General features: G+C 70.0%; 12 protein-coding genes and 2 pseudogenes. 7 read left to right on the forward strand and 7 right to left on the reverse strand.

The features are described from left to right. Window positions 1-866 precede the first annotated feature (866 nt). From ACWGR4_RS39490 to ACWGR4_RS39500, 3 genes are all read right to left on the reverse strand, one after another. The gene (locus tag ACWGR4_RS39490) at window positions 867-2783 is read right to left on the reverse strand and encodes an outer membrane protein assembly factor BamB family protein (protein WP_452129007.1); all 1917 of its coding nucleotides are present in this window, start codon (window positions 2781-2783) and stop codon (window positions 867-869) included. Between the two features lie 200 nt (window positions 2784-2983). Continuing rightward, window positions 2984-4282 carry an NAD(P)/FAD-dependent oxidoreductase gene (locus ACWGR4_RS39495; protein ID WP_452129008.1) on the reverse strand — a complete coding sequence of 433 codons (1299 nt, stop codon included), beginning with the start codon at window positions 4280-4282 and terminating at the stop codon, window positions 2984-2986. 598 nt (window positions 4283-4880) lie between these two features. Beyond that, the gene (locus ACWGR4_RS39500; RefSeq protein WP_452129009.1) at window positions 4881-5819 is read right to left on the reverse strand and encodes an ornithine cyclodeaminase family protein; all 939 of its coding nucleotides are present in this window, start codon (window positions 5817-5819) and stop codon (window positions 4881-4883) included. Between the two features lie 345 nt (window positions 5820-6164). On the opposite strand from ACWGR4_RS39500, the gene ACWGR4_RS39505 reads away from it, so the two are divergent. Beyond that, window positions 6165-6749 (forward strand): transposase, encoded by a 585-nt coding sequence (locus tag ACWGR4_RS39505; RefSeq protein WP_452129030.1) that lies wholly within the window; start codon window positions 6165-6167, stop codon window positions 6747-6749. Between the two features lie 109 nt (window positions 6750-6858). Here the strand turns inward: ACWGR4_RS39505 and ACWGR4_RS39510 are convergent, their stop codons facing one another. Beyond that, on the reverse strand, window positions 6859-8124 hold the full coding sequence (locus ACWGR4_RS39510; RefSeq protein ID WP_452129031.1) for a phosphatase PAP2 family protein: 1266 nt from the start codon (window positions 8122-8124) through the stop codon (window positions 6859-6861). Window positions 8125-9807: 1683 nt separating this feature from the next. Between ACWGR4_RS39510 and ACWGR4_RS39515 the strand changes: the two genes are divergently transcribed. Together ACWGR4_RS39515 and ACWGR4_RS39520 are read left to right on the forward strand one after the other, a co-directional pair. Then, window positions 9808-10128, forward strand: coding sequence for a hypothetical protein (locus tag ACWGR4_RS39515; RefSeq protein WP_452129010.1), 321 nt, complete (start codon window positions 9808-9810; stop codon window positions 10126-10128). 121 nt (window positions 10129-10249) lie between these two features. Beyond that, window positions 10250-11057, forward strand: a pseudogene (locus tag ACWGR4_RS39520) (transposase); the annotation flags it as partial. 785 nt (window positions 11058-11842) lie between these two features. Here the strand turns inward: ACWGR4_RS39520 and ACWGR4_RS39525 are convergent. Continuing rightward, window positions 11843-12973 carry a hypothetical protein gene (locus ACWGR4_RS39525; RefSeq protein WP_452129011.1) on the reverse strand — a complete coding sequence of 377 codons (1131 nt, stop codon included), beginning with the start codon at window positions 12971-12973 and terminating at the stop codon, window positions 11843-11845. Next, complete coding sequence (locus tag ACWGR4_RS39530; protein ID WP_380004877.1) at window positions 12970-13092, reverse strand: hypothetical protein; 123 nt, start codon at window positions 13090-13092, stop codon at window positions 12970-12972. The genes ACWGR4_RS39525 and ACWGR4_RS39530 overlap by 4 nt, the downstream gene beginning before the upstream one ends. A gap of 974 nt (window positions 13093-14066) precedes the next feature. Between ACWGR4_RS39530 and ACWGR4_RS39535 the strand changes: the two genes are divergently transcribed. From ACWGR4_RS39535 to ACWGR4_RS39545, 3 genes and pseudogenes are all read left to right on the forward strand, one after another. Continuing rightward, entirely contained in the window at window positions 14067-14942 is an 876-nt protein-coding gene (locus ACWGR4_RS39535) for an FUSC family protein (RefSeq protein WP_452129012.1), read from the forward strand. Between the two features lie 281 nt (window positions 14943-15223). After that, window positions 15224-15481 (forward strand): annotated as a pseudogene (locus ACWGR4_RS39540) (carboxylesterase/lipase family protein); the annotation flags it as partial. 61 nt (window positions 15482-15542) lie between these two features. Further along, window positions 15543-15926 (forward strand): RidA family protein, encoded by a 384-nt coding sequence (locus ACWGR4_RS39545; protein WP_452129013.1) that lies wholly within the window; start codon window positions 15543-15545, stop codon window positions 15924-15926. A 347-nt stretch (window positions 15927-16273) separates the two neighbouring features. Here ACWGR4_RS39545 and ACWGR4_RS39550 read toward each other — a convergent pair whose 3' ends face one another. Next, window positions 16274-18355, reverse strand: a complete 2082-nt coding sequence (locus ACWGR4_RS39550; RefSeq protein ID WP_452129014.1) for a SpoIIE family protein phosphatase — start codon at window positions 18353-18355, stop codon at window positions 16274-16276. 308 nt (window positions 18356-18663) lie between these two features. Between ACWGR4_RS39550 and ACWGR4_RS39555 the strand changes: the two genes are divergently transcribed. Then, entirely contained in the window at window positions 18664-19509 is an 846-nt protein-coding gene (locus ACWGR4_RS39555; protein ID WP_452129015.1) for an aminoglycoside phosphotransferase, read from the forward strand. Window positions 19510-19991 lie beyond the last annotated feature (482 nt).

Genomic DNA, 19991 nt, shown 5'->3' on the forward strand with positions numbered 1-19991 from the left:
CGGTGCGAGCTCCGGAAACACGATCGGCTCGGCGCCTCGCCCGCGCGGTCGCACGCCAAGAGCAGCGAGTTGCCGAACGTTCATGGGTATATCCCCCGGGAACGCAGGTCGGTGGCGGCGGCAATCTTCATGGACCCGGACACGACACGACATGGGAGCAGGAGAGGCGGTGCGGCCCCACCCGACGTCGACGGCGAAGCGCCAGTCAGGGCGCGGGCGGGTGCGACGCGGTCGCCCGAGGTCGACGTGATGTTGGCGCGCACACCTGGTCCGCAGGCGCCCGACGGTGACAGGGCCGTACGCCGGATGAGGTTCGCCCAGGCGACGAGCCGACCGGCACCATTCCGCGCCCCGCGCGGCCGCCCGCGACGGCTCCACGGCACGAGGTCGTTCTCCATCCCACCCGGCAAGCCTGGCCGACAGGTCGCACCGGCCGGCGTCGGACGGTACCCGCGGCCGAGCATCCCTGCCTGGCCGTCGAGAAGTGCGCGCACGTCGCGCATGCCGACCATGAGCCCGATGGCGGCGTCGTCTCCGCGAGCACCTTGGCGATGCCGAAGCCGAGCACCGTGACCGCACCGGATGCGGTGACCACGACTTTCGACGGCTTGATGTCCCGGTGGACCAAGCCCACGCCGTGGTGGGAGAGCGCAGCGCCGGTCCGCGCCTCGCGCCGAAACCGCTGACGGAACTGCGCCTGACGAGTCGGTTCGACCGGCAACACCTTCACGGCCACGATGCGGCCGAGCTCACGGTCGACACCTTTTCCTCTGCTCGGAACCAGTTCGGCGTCCCCAGGCACGAACCGACAGTGGGTTGCCGCCTGGTGAGTCCCAGTCCGCGGCCGGCGGCGGGCTCGTGGTCGGTCAGACGGCGATCGCCCGCAGCGCTCCGGCGTCGTCCGCAACGTACACGACGCGGTCCTTGACGCAGATTCGCGCCGATCCGCCCCTGGCCTCCGGGACGGTCCACTTCACGTGGCCGTTGCCGGCGTCCAGTGCGGTCAGGCCTTTCGTCGAGGCGACGTACATGACCCCGCCGTCGACCGCGGGCGTCGTGAGCGGCCCGGTGAGTGCACGCGACCAGCGTTGCGCCCCCGACACGGCGGCCGGCGCGGTGACGAAGCCATCGGTGCTGGACGTGAACAACGTACCGTCGGCGGCCACCACGGTGCCGAGGTTGTCGAATCGCCCGGGGACCGTCGTACTCCACTGCAAGGCGCCGGTCCGAGGGTCCGCCGCATCGATGCGACCCGAAGCGGGCATCCAGCAGACGGAGCCGGCCGGGGACGCCACATTCCCGCGAAACGGAGGCGAGGCTCCGCCGGAGCTCTGCGGCTCGGTTCGCCACCTCTCCCGGTGTTTCACCAGGTCGATGGCGATCAACCCACCGCCGTTGGTGACCAGATACGTGACATCCCCCGACGCGGTGGGCGCGGCGGACAGTCTCGTTTTCAGATTGAGGCCCCACTGGACCTGGCCGTTGGCCGGCTCGACCGCCCAGAAAGAGGCGTCATCGGCGCCAGGGGTCATGTTCCACCAGCACAGCAACCCCCCGTCGACGCCGAAGCCGGGGGACTGGTTCGGGGCCGTCTCGACCCGCCAGCGGATCCGCCCCGTGTCCTGTTCCACGCCGGTCGTGCGGGGGTTTGCGTCGACGACGCACACGAGGCCGTTGGTCACGACGGGCACCATGTGCGGGACGGGGACCTCTTCCAACGCGGGATCGAAGGTGGGGACGCGCCAGAGTTCTTGCCCGGTACGGGCGTCGAGGGCGGCGAGTTCCTTCCCCGCGACACTGACGAAGACCCGGCCGCCGGACACGACCGGAGTGCCGAGCGGCCGGGCAGGAGAGCCGACACTGCGGGACCAGAGCACGGGAGGACCGGCCGGTGTGCTCGGCTTCGTATCGCGGCGTTGTTGCAGGAACGCCGCAGCAGGCAGCCCGACTGCCAGGGCGCCGACACCGAGGTAGAGCGCCCGTCGGCGACTCGGGCCGGCCGGACGGTCGGCCGAATCCGTCGGCCGCCGAGTCGAGGTCGGCGCCTCGGCATGGTCGTCGTACATTCCGGGTGCGGGAGGACCGGGGATGCGCGGGAGCCTGTGCTGCGTCGGCGGGACGGAATCGGATGCGACGCCGGAAAGCGGCACGGGCGCCACGGATGTCGAGGGGCCGCCGGGAGTCAGTCCGAGCCAGGGGTTCGCGGCCTGCGCCGAATCCCGGCGGTCGGGATCTCCGCTGTCGCGTGCCACACCCTGCGCGTCCCAGTCCGAGCCGAGCACGTCCGTGGCCACACGCATCACCTGATGGGCGACATCGGCGGGCAACCAGGCCGCCGCTTCTCGACTCGGATCCGCGGTGTCGACCATCTTGTCCAGTTCCGCCACGAGTTCCCTCGGCAGTGGCCGGTCCTGTGGGCGCTTGAGCAGACATGCCCGAATGAAGCTCCGGAACTCCTGTGGTACACCGTCGAGATCGGGCTCACGGAGCGTGATGTTCGCCAGCAAAAGCGGCAACGGCCCCTCGCCGAACGGCAACTTGGCACTCGACGCGTAGGCGAGGACGATCCCACACGAGAACACATCGCTGGCCGGACCGACTTCGGCCGAGTCGAACTGCTCCGACGACATGAAGGCGATCGAGCCGAGCGTTTGCGACGCGCGGGTGAGCGAGGTCGCGCCGCCCAGGTAGGCGATCCCGAAGTCGATCAGCCGCGGCCCGTCTGCCGGGTTCCGGCATCCGTCGGCCGCCGCGACGGCCACCAACGCGCCCGGTCCTGCCACCGGATGGGCAGTGGGCGACCCCTCCCGGAACCCGGATCAACGACTGGTGGACCTCGGACGTCGCGGTGGCACCGAACACGGTGTACACGAACGTGCAGCCCGCCGGCGAGCGGGAAAAGGTGGCGGCGTTCGACCCGGCCACTGGCAAGTGGAACTGGTCTGCCGAGGTCGGCATGCCCGGCGCGGCGGCCCGTCCCGGCTCAGCCGAGCACGGTTCCGGAGTTCGCGGTGTTGATGCTGCGTAGTCGGGAGAACGCGCCCAGGTCGATGCGTTCGCCGGTGTGCGGGCCGACGAAGCACACCGGATCCGCGTCGTGGTCCGCGCCGTTGTCCACCCGGTCGATCAGAGTGGCCATCATTTGCCCGACCAGTGGGGCGTTCTTGAACCGGTTGCCGCTGGTGCCCATGGCCACGTAGTAGCCCTCCAGGTCGGTCCGATCGTAGATCGGCGTCCAGTCGTCGGTGACGTCGTACACCCCGACCACACCGCGCGCCCGATTCGGGACGGTCAACCCGCTCAACCGCCGGGCAGCCCGGGTCACCTGCGCCTGGAACACGGCCGACGTCGGGTTGGGGTTCACCGCGTCCGGATCGTCGACCCACTCGAGCGGGTCGCACTCGGGCTCGGTCCCGCCGATCAGGAGCCCGCCGCCGACCTCGCCGCGGATGTACACCCCCAGGTCCATGTCGGCCACGGCAATCCCGACCGACTCCTCCCCGCCGAAGCCGCCGGGCGTCCGAAGGTGGCCGACCTCCTGTCGCAGGGGGCGGACTCCGATGGTGAAGTCCGAGCCCACCCCGGCCAGATCGTTGATCCGCCCGGACCAGGGGCCGGCCGCGTTGACCACCGTCGCACAGCCCAACCGGGACCCGTCGTCGAGCACCACGGTGGTCACCCGCCCGCCGGCCGACTCCACCGCGGTCACGATGCGCCGGAACCGGAACTCGGCGCCGTGTCGCTCCGCCGCGGCGGCCAGGTTCAGCGCCGCCAGTTGCGGATCGCCGACATACCCCGCGTCGGGGGTGTAGACGGCGCCGAGCGTATCGTCGGTCGCCGCCCAGAAAGCGTCGTCGTCCAGTCGTTTGGGCGGCCAGTACCGCCCGGCATCCAGGCCCGGGATCCTGGCCGCCAGGGTGGCCGCGTCCCACTCCTCGTACGGCACCCCGACCGCGTCGAACAGCGGCAGGTAGACCCCGCGCGGCGCGGCGTCCACGTCCAGCACGGCCATCCCGCAGCGCACGAAACGTACCGGGTCCGGGACCACGCAACCCAGATGCTCCTCCCATGCCCGCCAGCAAAAGTGCGCCTCCCACGACGTGGCCACTCCGGCGTGCGTGGAGAAGTTGAACCGCACGACGGCACTGGAAGCACTGGTGGAACCCAGGCCGACGCCGCCGGCCTTGTCCACCACGGTGACCCGCCGCCCCGCTCTGGCGAGTTCGAGAGCGATCGAGGAACCCATCACGCCGGCGCCGATCACCACGACGTCTGTACTCATCCGTGTTTCCTCCCTGACCTTACGACCCCGGACGGCCACCGATCGAACCGTGGTGGCGGGCGCCCGGCCTGGAAATGCACCCTGTCCGCCCAACGGCCGGACACTGGCGCCGACGGACACCGCCCTTGCGACACCTCTCGGTCCGACCGGCAGTCCCTGGTCCAGGTGCTGTCCGAACGACCGGGCCGCTCGGTGGCGAGCGACGACGCGGGTAGCCGCCCGCTCGCCGCCAGTTGGCAGTTTGCGACGAGGACACGGTTCCGGTGACCTCGGAGCTCCACCGGGCCGTGCAGGCCGACCAAGGCCGCACCGGTGGTTGCGGGACGCACGGAACTCGCGCGGTGCGTCCGCTGAGGGAAGGCCGAGCCGTTTCGCGATCTCGTGGTCGGCGTTGCACGGTGGGCACGACCAAGTTCCCGGGTGATGGCGGTGACTCCTCTCGCCGGCCCGCGATCGGGGGCGTCCACTGCCGGATCGGGCGCGGTGGCGTGAAGGGGCGGTTGGTTCGCTGGTGTCTGCGGCGGCTTTTGGCGGTCGCGTCCGGACCGGGAGATCCGGCTACCGACAGGCGCCGCCTTGCCTGTCCCGGGATTGCGGATCACAGGGGCAGTCGCACGCCGACGCCGTGCTCCAGCGCACGGTGCATGAGCGCGTGACCGACCGCGATGTCGCAGACGGCCATGCCGATGTTGCTGTCGACGATGATCTCGTCGGCGTCCTCCCGCCCGGGCTTCACACCGGCCAACACCTCGCCGGTCTCGGCGGCGACCTCGGGCAGGCCGTCGGGGAAGTACCCCATCGACGCGAACAGTTCGTGTTCCTCGATGCTGTCGACGATGTACTTGTCGGCGCGGTGGGCGGTGCGCGGATCCCAAAAGGTGTTCAGGTCACACGGCAGGATCGTCTGACCGGCGGTCACCCACTCGTCCTTCACCACCACGAGCGGCTCACGCAGGATAACCGTGGCCGAGCTCAGCACCTGTGCGCTCTTGGTGACCGCTTCGGGTGATTCACCCTTGACGATCCGCAGGTCCAGTTCCGGCTGCAGCTTCGCGATCAGCGCGTCCGCGGCTGCCTCGTGGGTGTCGTAGACGTAGACGGTCTCCAACCGGGGCATCGCCAGGGCCGCGTAGCGGACATGCTCGATGCCCTGCACGCCGCAGCCGAACATGGCGAACGTGGTGGCGTCGGGATGCAGCACCGCGGCGGCCAGGACCGTCACCGCCGGGGTGCGCATCGCGGTCAGCCACGCCGAGTCCATGACGGCCAGCGGCACGCCGCTGTCCACGTCGTTGAGGACGAGCAGCCCGGTGGTCTGGGGGAGATCGAACGTGCGCGGGTTGCCCGGGTAGCACTCGATCCACTTCATGCCCACGATCCCCGGCCCCGGCAGGTAGGCCGGCATGGCGTGGTAGAAGACGTGGTCGTACGGGTGGACGCCGATCTTGGCCGGCATCTCGTAGCGGCGGAGGCCGTGCTCGACTGTCGAGGAGGCGCTGCATCTTCCCGAGGCCCGGTTCTGCCACAAGGCCGGCAAGGCCGCGTGGGTCGGCTACCGCGCCCGCCCGACCGAGACCTGCGACACGGGCGGGTCGAACGTGATCGTGACGTCGCCACCGCGCCCGCCCCGGAACAGGACATCGAGGCGCTCGACGACATCCACACGGCTCCCGTCGCCCGCCGACCGGCCCCGCCGAGCACCTGGTCGACGCCGGCTACGTCGGCGCGGAGACGGTCCGGCACGCGGCTGCCACGCACGGCATCGACCTGACCGGCCCGGCCCGGTCCGGTCCGGGTCGATCCACGCGCCCCCCGACCCGGTTTCACCAAGAAGGACCTCACCTTCGACCGGGACAACCGCACCGCGATCCGCCCGCGTGGGATCACCAGTCCGCCGTGGAAGCCCACGCTCGGCGATCAGCAGCCCCGGTTCTCGGTCGTGATCCCCAAAGCCGCCTGCAGGGCCTGCGAGGACCGGTTCCGGTGCACTGGCAACACCGGTGGCCACGGACGTCATCCGACCCTGATGCCCCGGCTTCTGCACGAGGTCCAGAGCCGAGCCCGCCGCGAACGGCAGACCCCGGAATGGCGGCGGCAATACACGATGCGGGCCGGCTGCGAGGCGAGCATCTCCGAGACCGTCCGAGCCCACGGGATACGGACTGTCGCTACCGTGGCATCGCCAAGACACACGTCCAACACATCCTCACCGCCGCCGGCACCGACACCGAGCGGCTCAGCGGATGCCTACCCCGGGCACGATGCGCGACCGAACGCCCAGAGTTCCGAGCCGTTTCCAGCGACTATGCGACGAGCTCGCGATCTCGCGAACGAACCGACCCCACGAAGGATCACCAACAGCATCCTCTCTGTGGAGTGCCGACGGTGCGTCACCCGGCCGTGGAAGATCAACGCCCGGGTGACTGCAGCGTGTTGCGGACGGCGTTCTCCCACCTCGCTCTCGTGAGCGCCGAGGAGATCGTCGTGGCCGCCGAGACCGTGGTCATCCGGCCGACGAACCTCGCTGCTTCGCCGGGCTCCGGACAAGGTCGCCCCGGTAGATCGGAGCACTCCACTCACGAACTGCCTCGGGGAACCTCTTGGCGTACTGCGTGGAGATGCTCCGCCGGTGCGGCCTTCGGGTCCCACGCATTGGTGGTCTGCACATAGGCGTAGACGACCGAGGCCATCGCCAGAATAAGCAGTGGTCCGAACACCCACGGATATCGGGCCATCTCCGTCGGCAGATAGCGGTACGCCACCAGGAGCACAGCGAAAACCGTCGTGCCGTGGATGACCAGGCGAATTCCCTGCCAATCCCAGCCACGGTCGAGCGAGCGCGTCGCGGTCTCGATCGTGAGCGCAAAGACCACACCCGCCACGAGGTCCACGCCGTAGTGGTAGCCGAATCCCAGCGTGGCCGCGAGCGTGGCAATCAGCCAAAACGTTCCTGCGAATCGGATAAACCGCGAGCCCTTGCGGGAGTGGACGAAAATTATGGTGGCCCACGCCGTGTGCAGGCTGGGCATGCAGTTGCGAGGGGTGATTTCGTCGAACTGCATCGAGAGTGGAGCGCCGATCGACGGCGGCGTGTTCGGCCACAGGTCGGCCACTGCCCAGGCCCCGCCGTCGGGGCCGAAGGCGAAGACCGGACCGACCACCGGGAAGAGCATGTAGATGCTCGGCCCGAGCAGGCCGATGGCCAGGAAGGTGCGCACCAGATGATGGCCCGGGAAGCGGCGCTCGACCACTACGTTTCGAAGTTGGTACAGCGCAACGACGGCTGCTGCCAGGGGAAGTTGACCATAGACGGTGCCGAGGACATGGGAGCTGATCGGGTCGGTGGCCGCGACCAGCCGGCCGGCCGCCCACGACGGGTCACCCAGCGCGTGATCGGCAGTCGCCACGTACTGGTCGAGCACCGCCGGGCGGGTCTCCGACGTGATGAGCAGCCAGGTGGCGCCGGTCTTGTGGCCGGCCACCAGCAGCAGTCCCAGTCCGGCGCCCTTGAGCATCAGGACGCGTTCCCGGCCGGTGCGGCGCGTGAGAGCAAAGATCGCACAGCCGAAAATCACCCACAGCGCGCCGTTGCCGTAGTTCATTTCGGCGCCGACCGCCGATCGCACCAACCAGAAGGCGATGTCGATGCCGATTGCCGCACTCACCGCAATAAACCGTTGCCGCCAGGTGAGTACCACCATCATCAACGTCAAACCGGCATACAGCAGCTGCCCCGAACGGGGAGCGAATATCATCTCGCGCGCCTGGCTGGTGATCGGCCCCGGTAGGCCGTAGCGACGCGCGAACGTCTCCATGGTCACGAGAAATCCGAGGACCGCCACGCCGAGTGCGACCAACGGAATCGCCTGCGGCCTGCGCTGCACGACGACTGTGATTCTGCGACTTATCCGCGGTATTATGTATGTCAATTACTTGGCCAATTTGTCATAGTTTGATAACGGATCAGAGTCCACCACGGCACTGAAGCCGTGCCCCAGTATCGCGGCCACGGCCGACCCCGGGTTCTCGGGGGCTTCCGGCGAGGCGCGCACATCGGTTGCGGGCCCCCGGCCGTTGACCGCGTTGTTGCGATTCGCCGATCACGCCCCATGGCACAGGCGCTCGACGGCGCCGCCGGACGGGCCGTTGCACGAATGCGTCCCGGCGTCCTCCGCCGCGAAGACACGACGCGTGCGGGTGGGGCGAACAGACGCGGGAACGCGGCGCGGCGGGTCGGCCGGCGGTGCCGATCGGCGCGCGCGTGTGTTTTCGCGGTGGATGGTGGCAGGTCGTCGGCTCGACCGGAGCGCCGATCCATCCGACCGGCGAGGGCGAGGCGGAGGAGGTGGTGGTGTCGACCGGGTGCCCGTTCGCCGATCCGGGCCTCGCTGTTCCGGGCACCGCGATCGAGCGGGCCGCCGACGGTGTCGCGGCGGGGATCGTTCGAGACCGCCCCGGCGCCGTCCGCGCGATCCCCGACCCCAACGACACCCTGCTGTATCGGCTCTTCCACCAAGGGTCGGTCGAACGCCTCACCTGTCGATCGGTCATGTGTCGACCCTTGGGTTTGCAGGATCCGGGACTTTGGATCTTGAGCGCGTGGCCCGGGTTTTGTCGACAAAGCCGCCCCGCTGTGGTGCGACGACGCGGCCATGCGCGCCCTCCTCCACGCCATCGACGTCCCCAGCTTCTCGGCACCGTGGCACTGCTGCACGTGCTCACCGAAGACCGACAACGACCGGACTTCACCCTCGAACAAGCTCGCCGGGGCATCCGATTGCTCCTGCGCGAACACGTCGTGGACCTGCCGTTGCATCCCGACGACGTGCTGTGGGCAGCCGAACACGACCGATGGACGCCCCCGAAACCCTGGCGATCGGCACCGCACCGCCGCCCACGGACGCACCGCCCCGGCCCGGCCCGACCGACTGCCCGACGCCCTCGCGGGCCTCGCCGCCCTGACCATCCTCGCCGCAGGCGTGGGACCCGACCCGTCCACGCGATCGATGCCGTCACCGAGAGCACCCTCACCACCTGCGCACAGGCCCTCGAAGCCCGCCTGGCCGGCCTCGACGGCATCGGAGAACTCCCCCCGACGGCAAACCCGCACGCCTGGCGCGACCAGACGAAGACGATGCTCACGAGAGTGCTTACCGATCACCGCGGCCTCGCTCCCGCAACGGCGGCAACCATCATGGGGCACGCCTTCGAAGCCTGACGAACGAACCCGACACGACGCGTCCGCGTTTGCGTGCCGGTCGCCAACGGCATCTCGACGGCCCCGGCAGCGCCCCGGGTCCGTTGCGCCACCCGGTGCGGTCCGGCTTGTAGCGCCTACGTGGGCCGACTCGAAGTCCTCGCGCCGGGGCGAGAGCGACGGTGATGCGAAGGAAGAAGCACTCCCCAGGTGAACGAGCGCATCGGGCCCCGCCCACCCGTTCGAGCCCTTGTCGGAGGTGGCGGAGGTGCGTAAGGACCCGCAAAATGGCTGGTCGCGGGTGTGACCTGTGCTGGATCCTGAGCGTATGCCTCGACGTCTGATGTTCGTGCAGTCGAAGACCGGTTACAACACCGACCGTGGACCCTCGTGGATCGGGTGGGTGGACTTCTCGAAGACCTGGAGCACTGCGTACTTTCATGGCCGGACACTGCGCCGGGCGGCGGGGATGTTCGACGCGAACTTCTACGACGTGCAGACCAACGAGGAGTTCTGGGTCTCCGGGCCGAAGCGGGACCGCACCGACACCCGCTACGGCCCCTCCGACTCTGAAATCGAGCCGGACGCCGTCGAGGCCTATCACGCCTTCCTGGAGGGTGCTGCCCTGCCGGGCCGAGAAAACGGCTAGCCGCGCGCCCTCGCGAGCCGGCCTGTCCGTTTCTTGATCAGAAAAATGGAGAGTGCTCTGACCTGCAACGATGGGACTTGTCGAGGGTCCTGTTCAGCTGCAACGAAAGAAGCACTCCCCAGTGCAGAAGGCCATCGGGTCGTATCCGCCTGTCCGCGCCCGGGCGACGGGGGCGCAATCGTCTCGCAGGCCGGCGGTGTGCTCCTGCCGGAGACCGTTCGCAAGTCCGGTCCGGACGCGGCGATATCGGCGGCATTGACGCCGTGGCGCAAACAGCGTGTGGTGCACGATCCGGGCAAGGTGCCACCGGACCTCGCCCTCGCCCTCGCCCTGGCGGTGGCGCTGGGCGGGGACTACCTGTCGGACGTGGCCGTACTGCGCGCCGAACCGCAACTGTTCGGGCCGGTGGCCTCCGACCCCACCGTCTCGCGCCTGGTGCAGCCCCTGTCCGCCACGGAGCGGCCGGGTCCGGAGAACCTGTGGCCGGGCTGCCGCGACCGGGCAACGCGGGCAGCAACACCGCCGCCGACCACATCACCACCACCCGCCCGGCGCTGGGACAGTTGCCTGAGCACCACCGGCGCGGACGGCGGACCCTGATCCGCACCGACCCCGCCGGCCACACCCACGAGTTCCTGAACCGGCCGACCGCGCGCGGCCGGTGGCTGTCCCACTCGGTCGGGATGACGATCACCGAAGCAGTCCACCACGCGGTGCCGCATATCCCGGCCCCGTCCCGGACGGCTGCGCTCGCACCCGACGGCCAGGTCCGCGACGGCGCCCGGGTCGCCGAACTCGCAGGCGACGTCCTGAAGGGACGGCCCTCCGGGACGCGACTGATCGTCCGTAAGGAACGCCCGCCCCCCGGTGCGAAGTTCGTCACCAACACGAGCGGTACTGCGATCGCGGCCCTGCCACTGCGGCACCGCCCCGTCAAGCCGAAACGGCCCGCCAGGCAAACGGGCAGACCATGAGATGCGCCCCTGAGAAGCCTTGCAGGCTCCCACCGGCCGTGGCAGTCTGCCCGACATGATCAAGAGAATCGAGTCCTCCGTCCGCCGATGAGCGAGATGGCCGGGACGCAGCTGCCCGGATCACACCCGATACCCCCGGGTCTTTGCGCGAATGGGTCGGCACGCCCGTGGCGAGGCTCATCGACGTGACGAACGGGACCGCGCACCGGGTCGGTGAGGACACCTGGTATATGGCGACGGCACGATGGGCACCGGCCGGCCTCGCCGCACACGACCCGGCCTCCGATCCCGGGGCGCCGACCGTGACCATGACGGGCGCGGTGTGGCGTACCACGATGCTCATCGGCCCCGTGCCCGGCGAGATCCCCGGCGTTCTCGAGAGCGAGGCGATCGCGGACCCGGGCCACGGCGACGGCCCGTGCAACGACACCCTCGAGCAGGTCGCCGCCCTGTGGCGCGAGTCCCACTCCAGCGGTGAAGTCCTCCTCCGGGACCGGGTGGAGCAACACCTGCGCCGGCGGCGACTGCACGCGTTCATCGACACATTGCCGGGCAACGCGGCCACGCCCGACGGCGACGTTCCACCGTTCACCCCGGACTCCGCCCGGGACGCCGCCACGGGAATGCGTTCCTCGAGGGATTGCTTCGAGGGGATGAACCCGTTCGGATCCGGCCGTTGCGGGCCGATACTGCTCTCGGCCGCGTCGATCTGCCACTGCTCCGCCGCCGTGCCCGTGGGTTCACATTCTCCAGCGTTGGTCGGGTGTGCCGGCCCAGGCCCATTGGGTGTCGGGTTCGAGGGTGATGCCGAAGTCGTAGGCGTGGATTTGGGCGTCGTCCTGCCAGGCGATCACGGCGGCGGCCTCGTCCCACAGCCGTCGGGGACCGCCTTGGAGGGCGTGTCCGGCGTCGGGGGTGTCTTCGACCAGGGCCCACGAGTCCTTGCCGTCGTGCAGCCACCACTTCGCACCGGCCGCGGCGGTGGCGCGGTGCACGTCGGGGAGCTTGAGCGCCAGCGCCTGGACGTAGTTGCCGTCCGCGGACACGGCGGCGAGATGCCAGTCCACGGGTGTGCGGGCATGGGCCGGGTGTGCGGCGCGGATCGCCTCGAACACCTCGTGTCCGGGGCCGCGTTGCCCGCGCAGGGGCATGAACGCCACGCTCTTGACGAACCGCCCGCTCGCCATGCCGTGTTCGTCGACGACCAGGCGCAGCAAGCCGCCGGACCCGAAGGGCGGGGAGAACGGTACCGCCAACACCGCGCCGGGCACGGCGTGTTCGATCCACGCGTGGGGGAGGTGTCGGGTGACGGCGGCGGTGACGTGGACACGGTCCCACCCCGCGCCCGCCCCGGTGTCCGGGGCGGCGTCCTCGCCGTCGCGGGTCACGACGTCGACGGTGTCCGTCCAGGGGATCAGGCGTGCGCGGGCGGCGTCGGCGAGGACGGGGTCGATCTCGACCGTCACCACCCGCCCGCTCGGGCCGACGCGGTGGGCCAGCAGCGCGGCGGTCCAGCCGGAGCCGGTGCCCACCTCCCACACCCGCTGCCCCGGGTGCACATCCAAGGCGGTCAGGAAGCTCGCGACGGCGAGCCGGTCGCTGATCGAACTGGTCGCCGTCTCGCCGTGCTCGGTGTCGGCGCCGTCGTCGACCTGGGTGACCACCGGTCCGCGTCCGTCCACGATCGCGGACCACCCGGCGGGATCGGTGCGCCGGTCAACACGGATGTAGACGTCGCCGTCGTCGCGCCAGATCACCTCGGGGGCGAACGCCTCGCGCCGCACCGCGTCCATCGCCTCACGTATCCACGGCGCGCCGGAGAACGCGCCCTGGGCGTCGAGTTCGCGCAGCGCGTCCTCGTGCGCGGTCACGGCTTCTTGTGCTTGCCGCCGCCGGGCTTTTGCACGTCCGGGTTCTGCCCGTCCTGGTCCCGGGTCGGCTGCGGCGTGTCGTCCGGCTTCCCGTCGTTCGGTTTCGAATGCTCACCCATGGCAACCCCCTTGCCTACCGACAGTCAGCGCTCCATCGAGCATGGCGGGCCGCACCCGCCGAAGCAATACCGCGGTCACCCGAACCGCACGCGGCTGCCGACCCGGCCTCTCGCCGCGCCGCCCGGCACGTCCTCTCGACACCACCTTGCCGGGACCATCCGGTCCGGCCCACCCGGCCCTCGGCCGCTGCGCCGTGCGTCGGCCGGTTCGAACGCGCACAGGCCACCAAGGGCGTGTCGCCGGGCGGGACGTGAACGTGTGGGTGAACCGCGGATGATGCGTGCCGCCTCGGCGCAGCGCGCGAGCCGGGAGGGAATCACCCGAGCGGGCGACGGCCCCGCCGGGTCCCGCAGCGAACCGAACACCGCACCGGGACCGCCCGCGGACTCCCGGCGGGCCGCCTACCCCGCACCTCCTGCAGGGGGACGAGGTAGGAGCGGCGAAGCCACCGCGGGTGCGAACGCGTCCGGGCACGCTCCCGACAGGGATCCCGGTGCTCCCGCGTCACATGCCGAGCCGACGTGACGAACCGACCGCGTCCGCCCGCGAGATGTCGGCGGTGGGCAGAGAATGGGGCTCCCCCGCGGCGAGCGACGGCGGGCGGTGCCCCGCTTCGCCGGAGCCGACGGACGCGACCTCGCCGAGGCGGATCACGGCGCGACAGCGGCTCGCGCAGCGCATCAGGGATCTCCGGGACCGGCCCACCGTGGGAACGGCTTGCGCGGCCGAGCGGTGCGAGGAGGGGTACGAAGGCGGCCCGGCGGACCGGCCGACCGGCTCCGCCCCGGCGCTGGACTGCTTCCCCGCGGTCGACGAACTCGCCGAAGCCCTGCGGGTTCTCGGCCCACGTGACCGCCCGGCAGGACACCGGACACCTCCACGCAAGCCCGCCTCACCCGCCTTCGGGGCGCTGCCGCGCAGGGACGCAGACACCGAAAGCCTGAAGCGGGGAGCCACCCGTCAGGCGTTTCAGGTGACGGCTGCCTCGGCTCTCGCCACCGCGGGCGGTCATCTCCTGTCGCCGCACCTGTGGTACTGGGCCGTCGCGGCCGCATGGGTCGTCTTCATCAAGAACGAGAGCACTGGAGAGGTACTGCTGCAGAGCCTGCGGCGGCCGGCGGGCACGGTCCTCGGCGTGGTGTTCGGCTACGGCCTCGCCGCCCTGGTCGGCGGAGACGGCCCCGTCCTCCTGATCCTGCTCCTGCTGTGCATGTTCGGAATGTTCTACACACCGTCGCACGCCTACTGGGCCGTGACGTTCTTCATCACCGGCACGCTCGGCATGCTGCTCGCGCTGATGGACACCTTCTCGACGCACGTGCTGCTCCTGCGCGTCGAGGAGACCGCACTGGGAGTGTCCTGCGGGATCCTTGCCGCCGTCCTTGTCCTTCCCACCACGGTTCGCCGCGCCGGCGACGAGGAACTGATCGGCTTCCTGCAAGTCCTCGACCGCCTCCTTCGGACCGTCGCGGCCGGAAGCACGGGCACGGAGATCCCGACGAGCCGGGTCCGCGCGGCACGCGACCTCGACCAGGCACTGGAATCCTTCCGCAAGTCCTGTCTGCCTCTCACCCATTCGCTCAATCCGCAGCGCCGCCGCCGTCACCGCGCCCGCCACCTGCTGGAACTCCTCGAGGCCGGTGCGTACCACGCACGAAGCCTCGCCGCCACGGCCGCACGTCTCCCGGCGGGCCACGTCCCGGAGTGCGCCACCCGTCTCACGGCTGCCGCCGCCCGCGCGCACGAGACCGTGACCCACCTGATCCAGATCACCGGTCATCGATCGGAAAGCGCCTCACAAACGGCGCGCCCTCGTGGACCCCGACCGCACCACCGTGGCCCCCTCTGAAAGCGTGGACCACCCGTCGCCGCACGGCCGGCGGGCTGCGCAGCTCGCGTGAGGTGTTGGCGACGAAGCAGCGCCGGCCCTCGATTGACTTCTCCAGCCGATCGAGCATGTTGTCGAAACGCCGGGGAGCCTGTGCGGTTCGTCGTCGAGACCGGTGAGCGCAAGGCGTTCGTGCAGGTGCTGTTCGCTGATCCGGCAGGTGGTGTCCGTCATGGCGGCACCCGGTGCGAGCGCCCGGTCGACCAGCTGCGCGTCCGAGCCGAGCAGGAAACCGAAAAACGGACCACGCCGTCGAGCTGCCCTTCGTCTTCGACCTCGCGGACCGGCCCGAGCTGAACGGTCCGAACGCCCTGCTCGGCCCCGACAAGCCCGCGGCGGATCTCGCGGGCCGCATGCACGAGACCTGGATCCGGTTCGCCGCCACCGGCGACCCCGGCTGGGACGCCTACGACACCGATCGCAGGGCCACGATGCACATCGACGCCCAGTGGATCCGGATCGACGACCCCCGCAGCCGGGAACGACAGGCCTGGTGCTGACGCCCGTATGTGTTTTGTCTACTCACCCCCTTCGGGGATCACCACCGCTGCAAGGAACACCGTGACCAGAACCGTCATCACCACCGAGAACGCCCCCTCCCTCCCGGCCCCGCTGTCCCAGGGCATCCGGAAGGGGCCCGTCCTGCAGGTCTCCGGACAGCTCCCCTTCGACCCGGACACCGGCGCGGTCGTCGGCACCACCGTCGCCGAGCAGACCGCACAGGTCCTGCGCAACGTCACCGCCGTACTCAAGGCGGCCGGCGCGGGCCTGGAGGACGTCGTCATGCTCCGCGTCCACCTCACCGACCCCGCCCACCTGCCCGAGTTGAACGAGGCGTATGCCGCGGCCGTCGGCGAGCCCTTCCCCGCCCGCACCACCGTCTACATGCAGCTCCCGCCGGGACTCCTCGTGGAGATCGACGCCCTGGCCGTGCCGGACGACTGACACAGCCACCTCGAATACTCCGGCCAGTGGGACCTGGGCAAGTCCTGCGAGACCTTCAACCCGATGGGTCCCTGGCTCGTCACTCCGATCGTGAACACCTGCTCGGTCGCCGCCACCACCGAGGTGGACGCCCATTTGCCGACGGCCATGAGCGTCTGTCGCGAGCCGCGGTGCGCGACCACGGCGGACGTGTTGCCGCGTCGAAGCGGCACCGAACGGCGCAGAGGGTGGGCCCCGCGATGCCTGATGGCGTCACCGCCACCGGATCCGGCCGCAAGATGTATCGCATCCATAGCCGGCCCGACTCGCGGGAGGAATCGGTGGGAGCCCCCGCGCCGGCCCGCGGCCTACCGCGTCGGCGGGCGGGGTGCGTCGACGGGCATGGATTGTTCGGTCCAGATGCATTTTCCGTCGGGGGTGTAGCGGGCGCCCCAGCGTTCGGCGAGCATGGCGATCAGTTGCAGCCCTCGGCCGTTCTCGTCGGTCTCGGTCGCGCGGCGGATGCGGGGCATGGTGGCGCTGCCGTCGGTGACTTCGCAGATCAGGGCGCGGCTGCGCAGCAGGCGCAGGGAGACGGGTCCCTTGGCGTGTCGTACGACGTTGCCGAGGAGTTCGCTGACCAGGAGCTCGGTGACGGAGGACAGTTCCTCCAGGTCCCATGCGCACAGTTGGTCGCGGATGTGGTGGCGGGCGGCGCCGGCGGCCTGTGGTTCGGCCGGCAGGCGCCACGTGGCGATGTCCTCGGGGGCGTGTCGGTGGGTGCGGGCGACGAGCAGCACGGTGTCGTCGTCGGTCGGTTGTCGGTCCGGTCCCGTCGTTTTCAGCAGGTCGTCGCAGATGGCGTCGGGGTCGGTCGGTCCGTTGGTCAGGACGGTTCGGAGGCGTTCGGCGAGGTGGGCCATTCCCCGGTCGATGTCCCGCGCGCTGGATTCGACCAGTCCGTCGGTGTAGAGCACGAGGAGAGCACCGTCGGGGAGGACGAGTTCGGTCGCGTCGAAGGGTGGGGCCGCGGCACCGAGCGGCGGGTTGACGGGCAGGTCGACGAAGCGCACGTGTCCGGTGTCGTCGGCGACTGCGGGTGGTGGGTGGCCCGCGGTGGCGAGGGAGCAGGTGCCGTCGGTGGGGTCGTAGACGGCGTAGAGGCAGGTGGCGTAGAAGTCGTCGCCGAGCCCGCAGACCAGGTCGTTGAGGTGGTGGAGCAGTTCGTCCGGCGGTAGTTCGAGGTCGGCGAGGGTCTGCACGGCGGTGCGCAGTCGACCCATCGTCGCCGCTTCCCTCAGTCCGTGCCCCATGACGTCCCCGATGACCAGGGCCACCCGGTCTCCTGCCAGGGGGATGATGTCGTACCAGTCTCCCCCGACCTCCATTCCCTCGGTGGCGGGCAGGTAGCGGGCCGCCGCGGTGAGGGCCGGAGTCGGGGGAAGAGCACGCGGCAGCAGCCCCTGTTGCAATTGACGGGCCCGGTCGTGCTCGGCGTCGTAGAGCCGGGCGCGCGCGAGGGCTTGGGCGACCAGGGCGCTCAGCGCTGTGCACAGCGTGCGTTCCTCGTGCGCGAACCGGTGCGGCCGACTGTAGGAGATGACGGCGCAGCCGATCACCCGTCCGGAGGCGATCAGCGGCAGGAACGCCCAGGCATTCTTGCCGCTGAGTGCGACGGCGTGGTCGAGATTCGGGTAGCGACGCAGGTACTCCTCGGGCGACGAGACGAAGATCGGAACACGATCCCGTTTGGCGTCCATTGCCGGCGGGGTGTCCTCCGTGGGGTGCCCCTCGAACAAATCGATGAACTCCTGCGAGTATCCGGCGGTACCCACCGCGTACACCCGCCCCGCCTCCTCGACCCAGATACCCACCCCGGTCGCGTCCACGAACAGGGGCAGCATGTGGTCGTGTACGACATTCACCACGTCCCGCCCGGTCACCGCGGCGGCGAGGGCCGTGGTCATCGTGGCGATCCGTTCGGTGCGGTCCGCGGCCACGTCTTGCGCTTCGTCCCGCGGGATTCGACCGGAGGGCGGTGGCGACGCCGCCACATCCCGTGCGTGCCGATCGGTGGCGTCACTCACGGTGCCGATCATGTGGTTCGGTGCGCCCTGCCCGTCGAGCGCGCAATGGCCACGAAACTCCACCCGGTGGTAGCCGCCGTCGCGCCGCCGTATCCGGCACGCCACGCTGTAGGCACCGCGCGCACGGGACGCGTCCTCGACACTCTCCAGCACCCGCGGCAGGTCCACCGGGTGGATCAGACGCTGCCAGGCCGTGGCCTCCCATCGCAGTTCATCCGGCTCCACGCCGAATACGGCCGCGGCGGAATCGTCCCAGGCGACCGTGCCCTCGGCCACGTCCCAATCCCACATCGCGACGCGGGCCCGGCCGCCGTCATCCTCCCCACCCCGCCGCTCCTGTGGGCTCCGTCCGTCCGGACTCATCACCTCACCTGCCCGGTCGTGCGTATCGGCGTGGAAACTTTCGATTGATGAAGTCACTTATACGCGTTAAATAGTTCTTTCCTAATAAATAACCCATTTCGTGGACGGGTAATCCGCCCGAACGATCCACCGTCTCCCGCGTGGTCGCTCCGGAGTCCATCGCGCGGGCACGGTCGGTGTCCCGGCCGGCTCCCGCGGTGTCCGCTTCTCTGCACCGCACCCGGAAGAGTGATGCGGCCTGGTGCGAAGGCCTGGGCTGGGCGAAAAGTAGGTGCGCCAGGCAAGGTGGCGGCGGCAGGATGCCCTGCGTGACCGAGTTGCCGAGCAACGCTGTCCCTCCCCGTGCCGTCCTTGATGCCTTCGGTGCGAAGGGCCCTCCTGTCCCGCTGGTTGGTGGGCAGGGACGAAGCGTTCTCGTCGGTGGGTTCGTGTTCAAGCCCGCTGAGGGGCCTGACGACGAGGTTGAGTGGGCTGCTTCCTTGTTCGAGAGCCTGGCGCCGGGCGGTGGCTTCCGGGTCCCGCTGCCGCTCCGGGCCGCCGATGGTCGGAGCGTCGTGGATGGTTGGACGGCCGGCGAGTTCCTGACCGGTGAGCCGGGCCCTCGGAGGCATTGGGCCGGTGTGCTCAGTGCCGGTCGTGCCTTCCACGCTGCCTTGCGACAGGTGCCCCGGCCGGATTTCCTGGACCGGCGTACCCATCCTTGGGCCGTGGGCGACCGGGTCGCTTGGGGTGAGCAGGTCGTCGACGTGATCGACGACCTCTCCGCGCCGTTCTCGGCTCTGCTGGAGCTGAGGCGCCCGGTACAGCAGGATGCCGCCCAGCTCATTCACGGCGATCTCACCGGCAATGTGCTCTTCTCCGGGGACGAAGTGCCTGCTGTGATCGACTTTTCGCCGTATTGGCGGCCTCGGGTGTTCGCGGAGGCGATCGTGGTAGCGGATGGTTTGCTGTGGTTCGATCTTCCGTCCGACCTGCTGACCGGTAGCGGTGGTCATCCCGACTGGCGGCAGATGCTGGTTCGTGCACTGATCTTCAGACTCGTCGCGCATAGCGAGAGCGCGGGGGCGTCGGGACGGGCTCGGTCCGGTGAGCGGGAGCGGTATGCAAGGGCGACCGATGTTGTAGTGAAGAAGTCGGCGGTGCTTCAGAGATAGTCCTTCCAGGTCGACGGCAGAGCGGCGGGCCCGTCGTTGGGTCTCCTCGCGCTTGGCGCGGAGGAAGGTGAGCGTGAGTTGGTAGTGCCGGATGACGTCCTCGTCGAAGACGGCGACGTAGCCGCGGGTGGTCTCGATGCCGAGGTGGCCCATCAGAGCCACGCCGATGTGGATGGGTGCGTCGGTGTAGGCGTAGTGGCGGCGGTACGAACCGCCGTGCGGTGCTGAGCTTTGGGGGCGTGATGGCCGAGCCCTCTCCGCCATGGGAACGTGCCCGAGGTGACCTCGGAGTGCTGCTCTGGCTCGGACCCCTCGCGCGGAGCACGCCGATGAGCGTGGGGGCAGGAAGGCCGGGTCGGGAGGAGGGTTCGGGGGCGAAAGGCAATGGTTCGAACCGGGGGACTTCGAACCGGCCGTCACCCGTTATACGCGGCTTCGTGTTGGCTCGCGGTAACCGATTCGGGTGACGTCCTGGTAACTCG

Source organism: Embleya sp. NPDC055664, from assembly GCF_053618075.1.

What these genes read in the sequence shown, in the direction of transcription:
- ACWGR4_RS39495 (WP_452129008.1), bottom strand. Translation starts at nt 4,282, where the DNA reads ATGAGTACAGACGTCGTGGTGATCGGCGCCGGCGTGATGGGTTCCTCG.
- ACWGR4_RS39515 (WP_452129010.1), top strand. Translation starts at nt 9,808, where the DNA reads ATGCCTCGACGTCTGATGTTCGTGCAGTCGAAGACCGGTTACAACACC.
- ACWGR4_RS39550 (WP_452129014.1), bottom strand. Translation starts at nt 18,355, where the DNA reads ATGAGTCCGGACGGACGGAGCCCACAGGAGCGGCGGGGTGGGGAGGAT.
- ACWGR4_RS39530 (WP_380004877.1), bottom strand. Translation starts at nt 13,092, where the DNA reads ATGGGTGAGCATTCGAAACCGAACGACGGGAAGCCGGACGACACGCCG.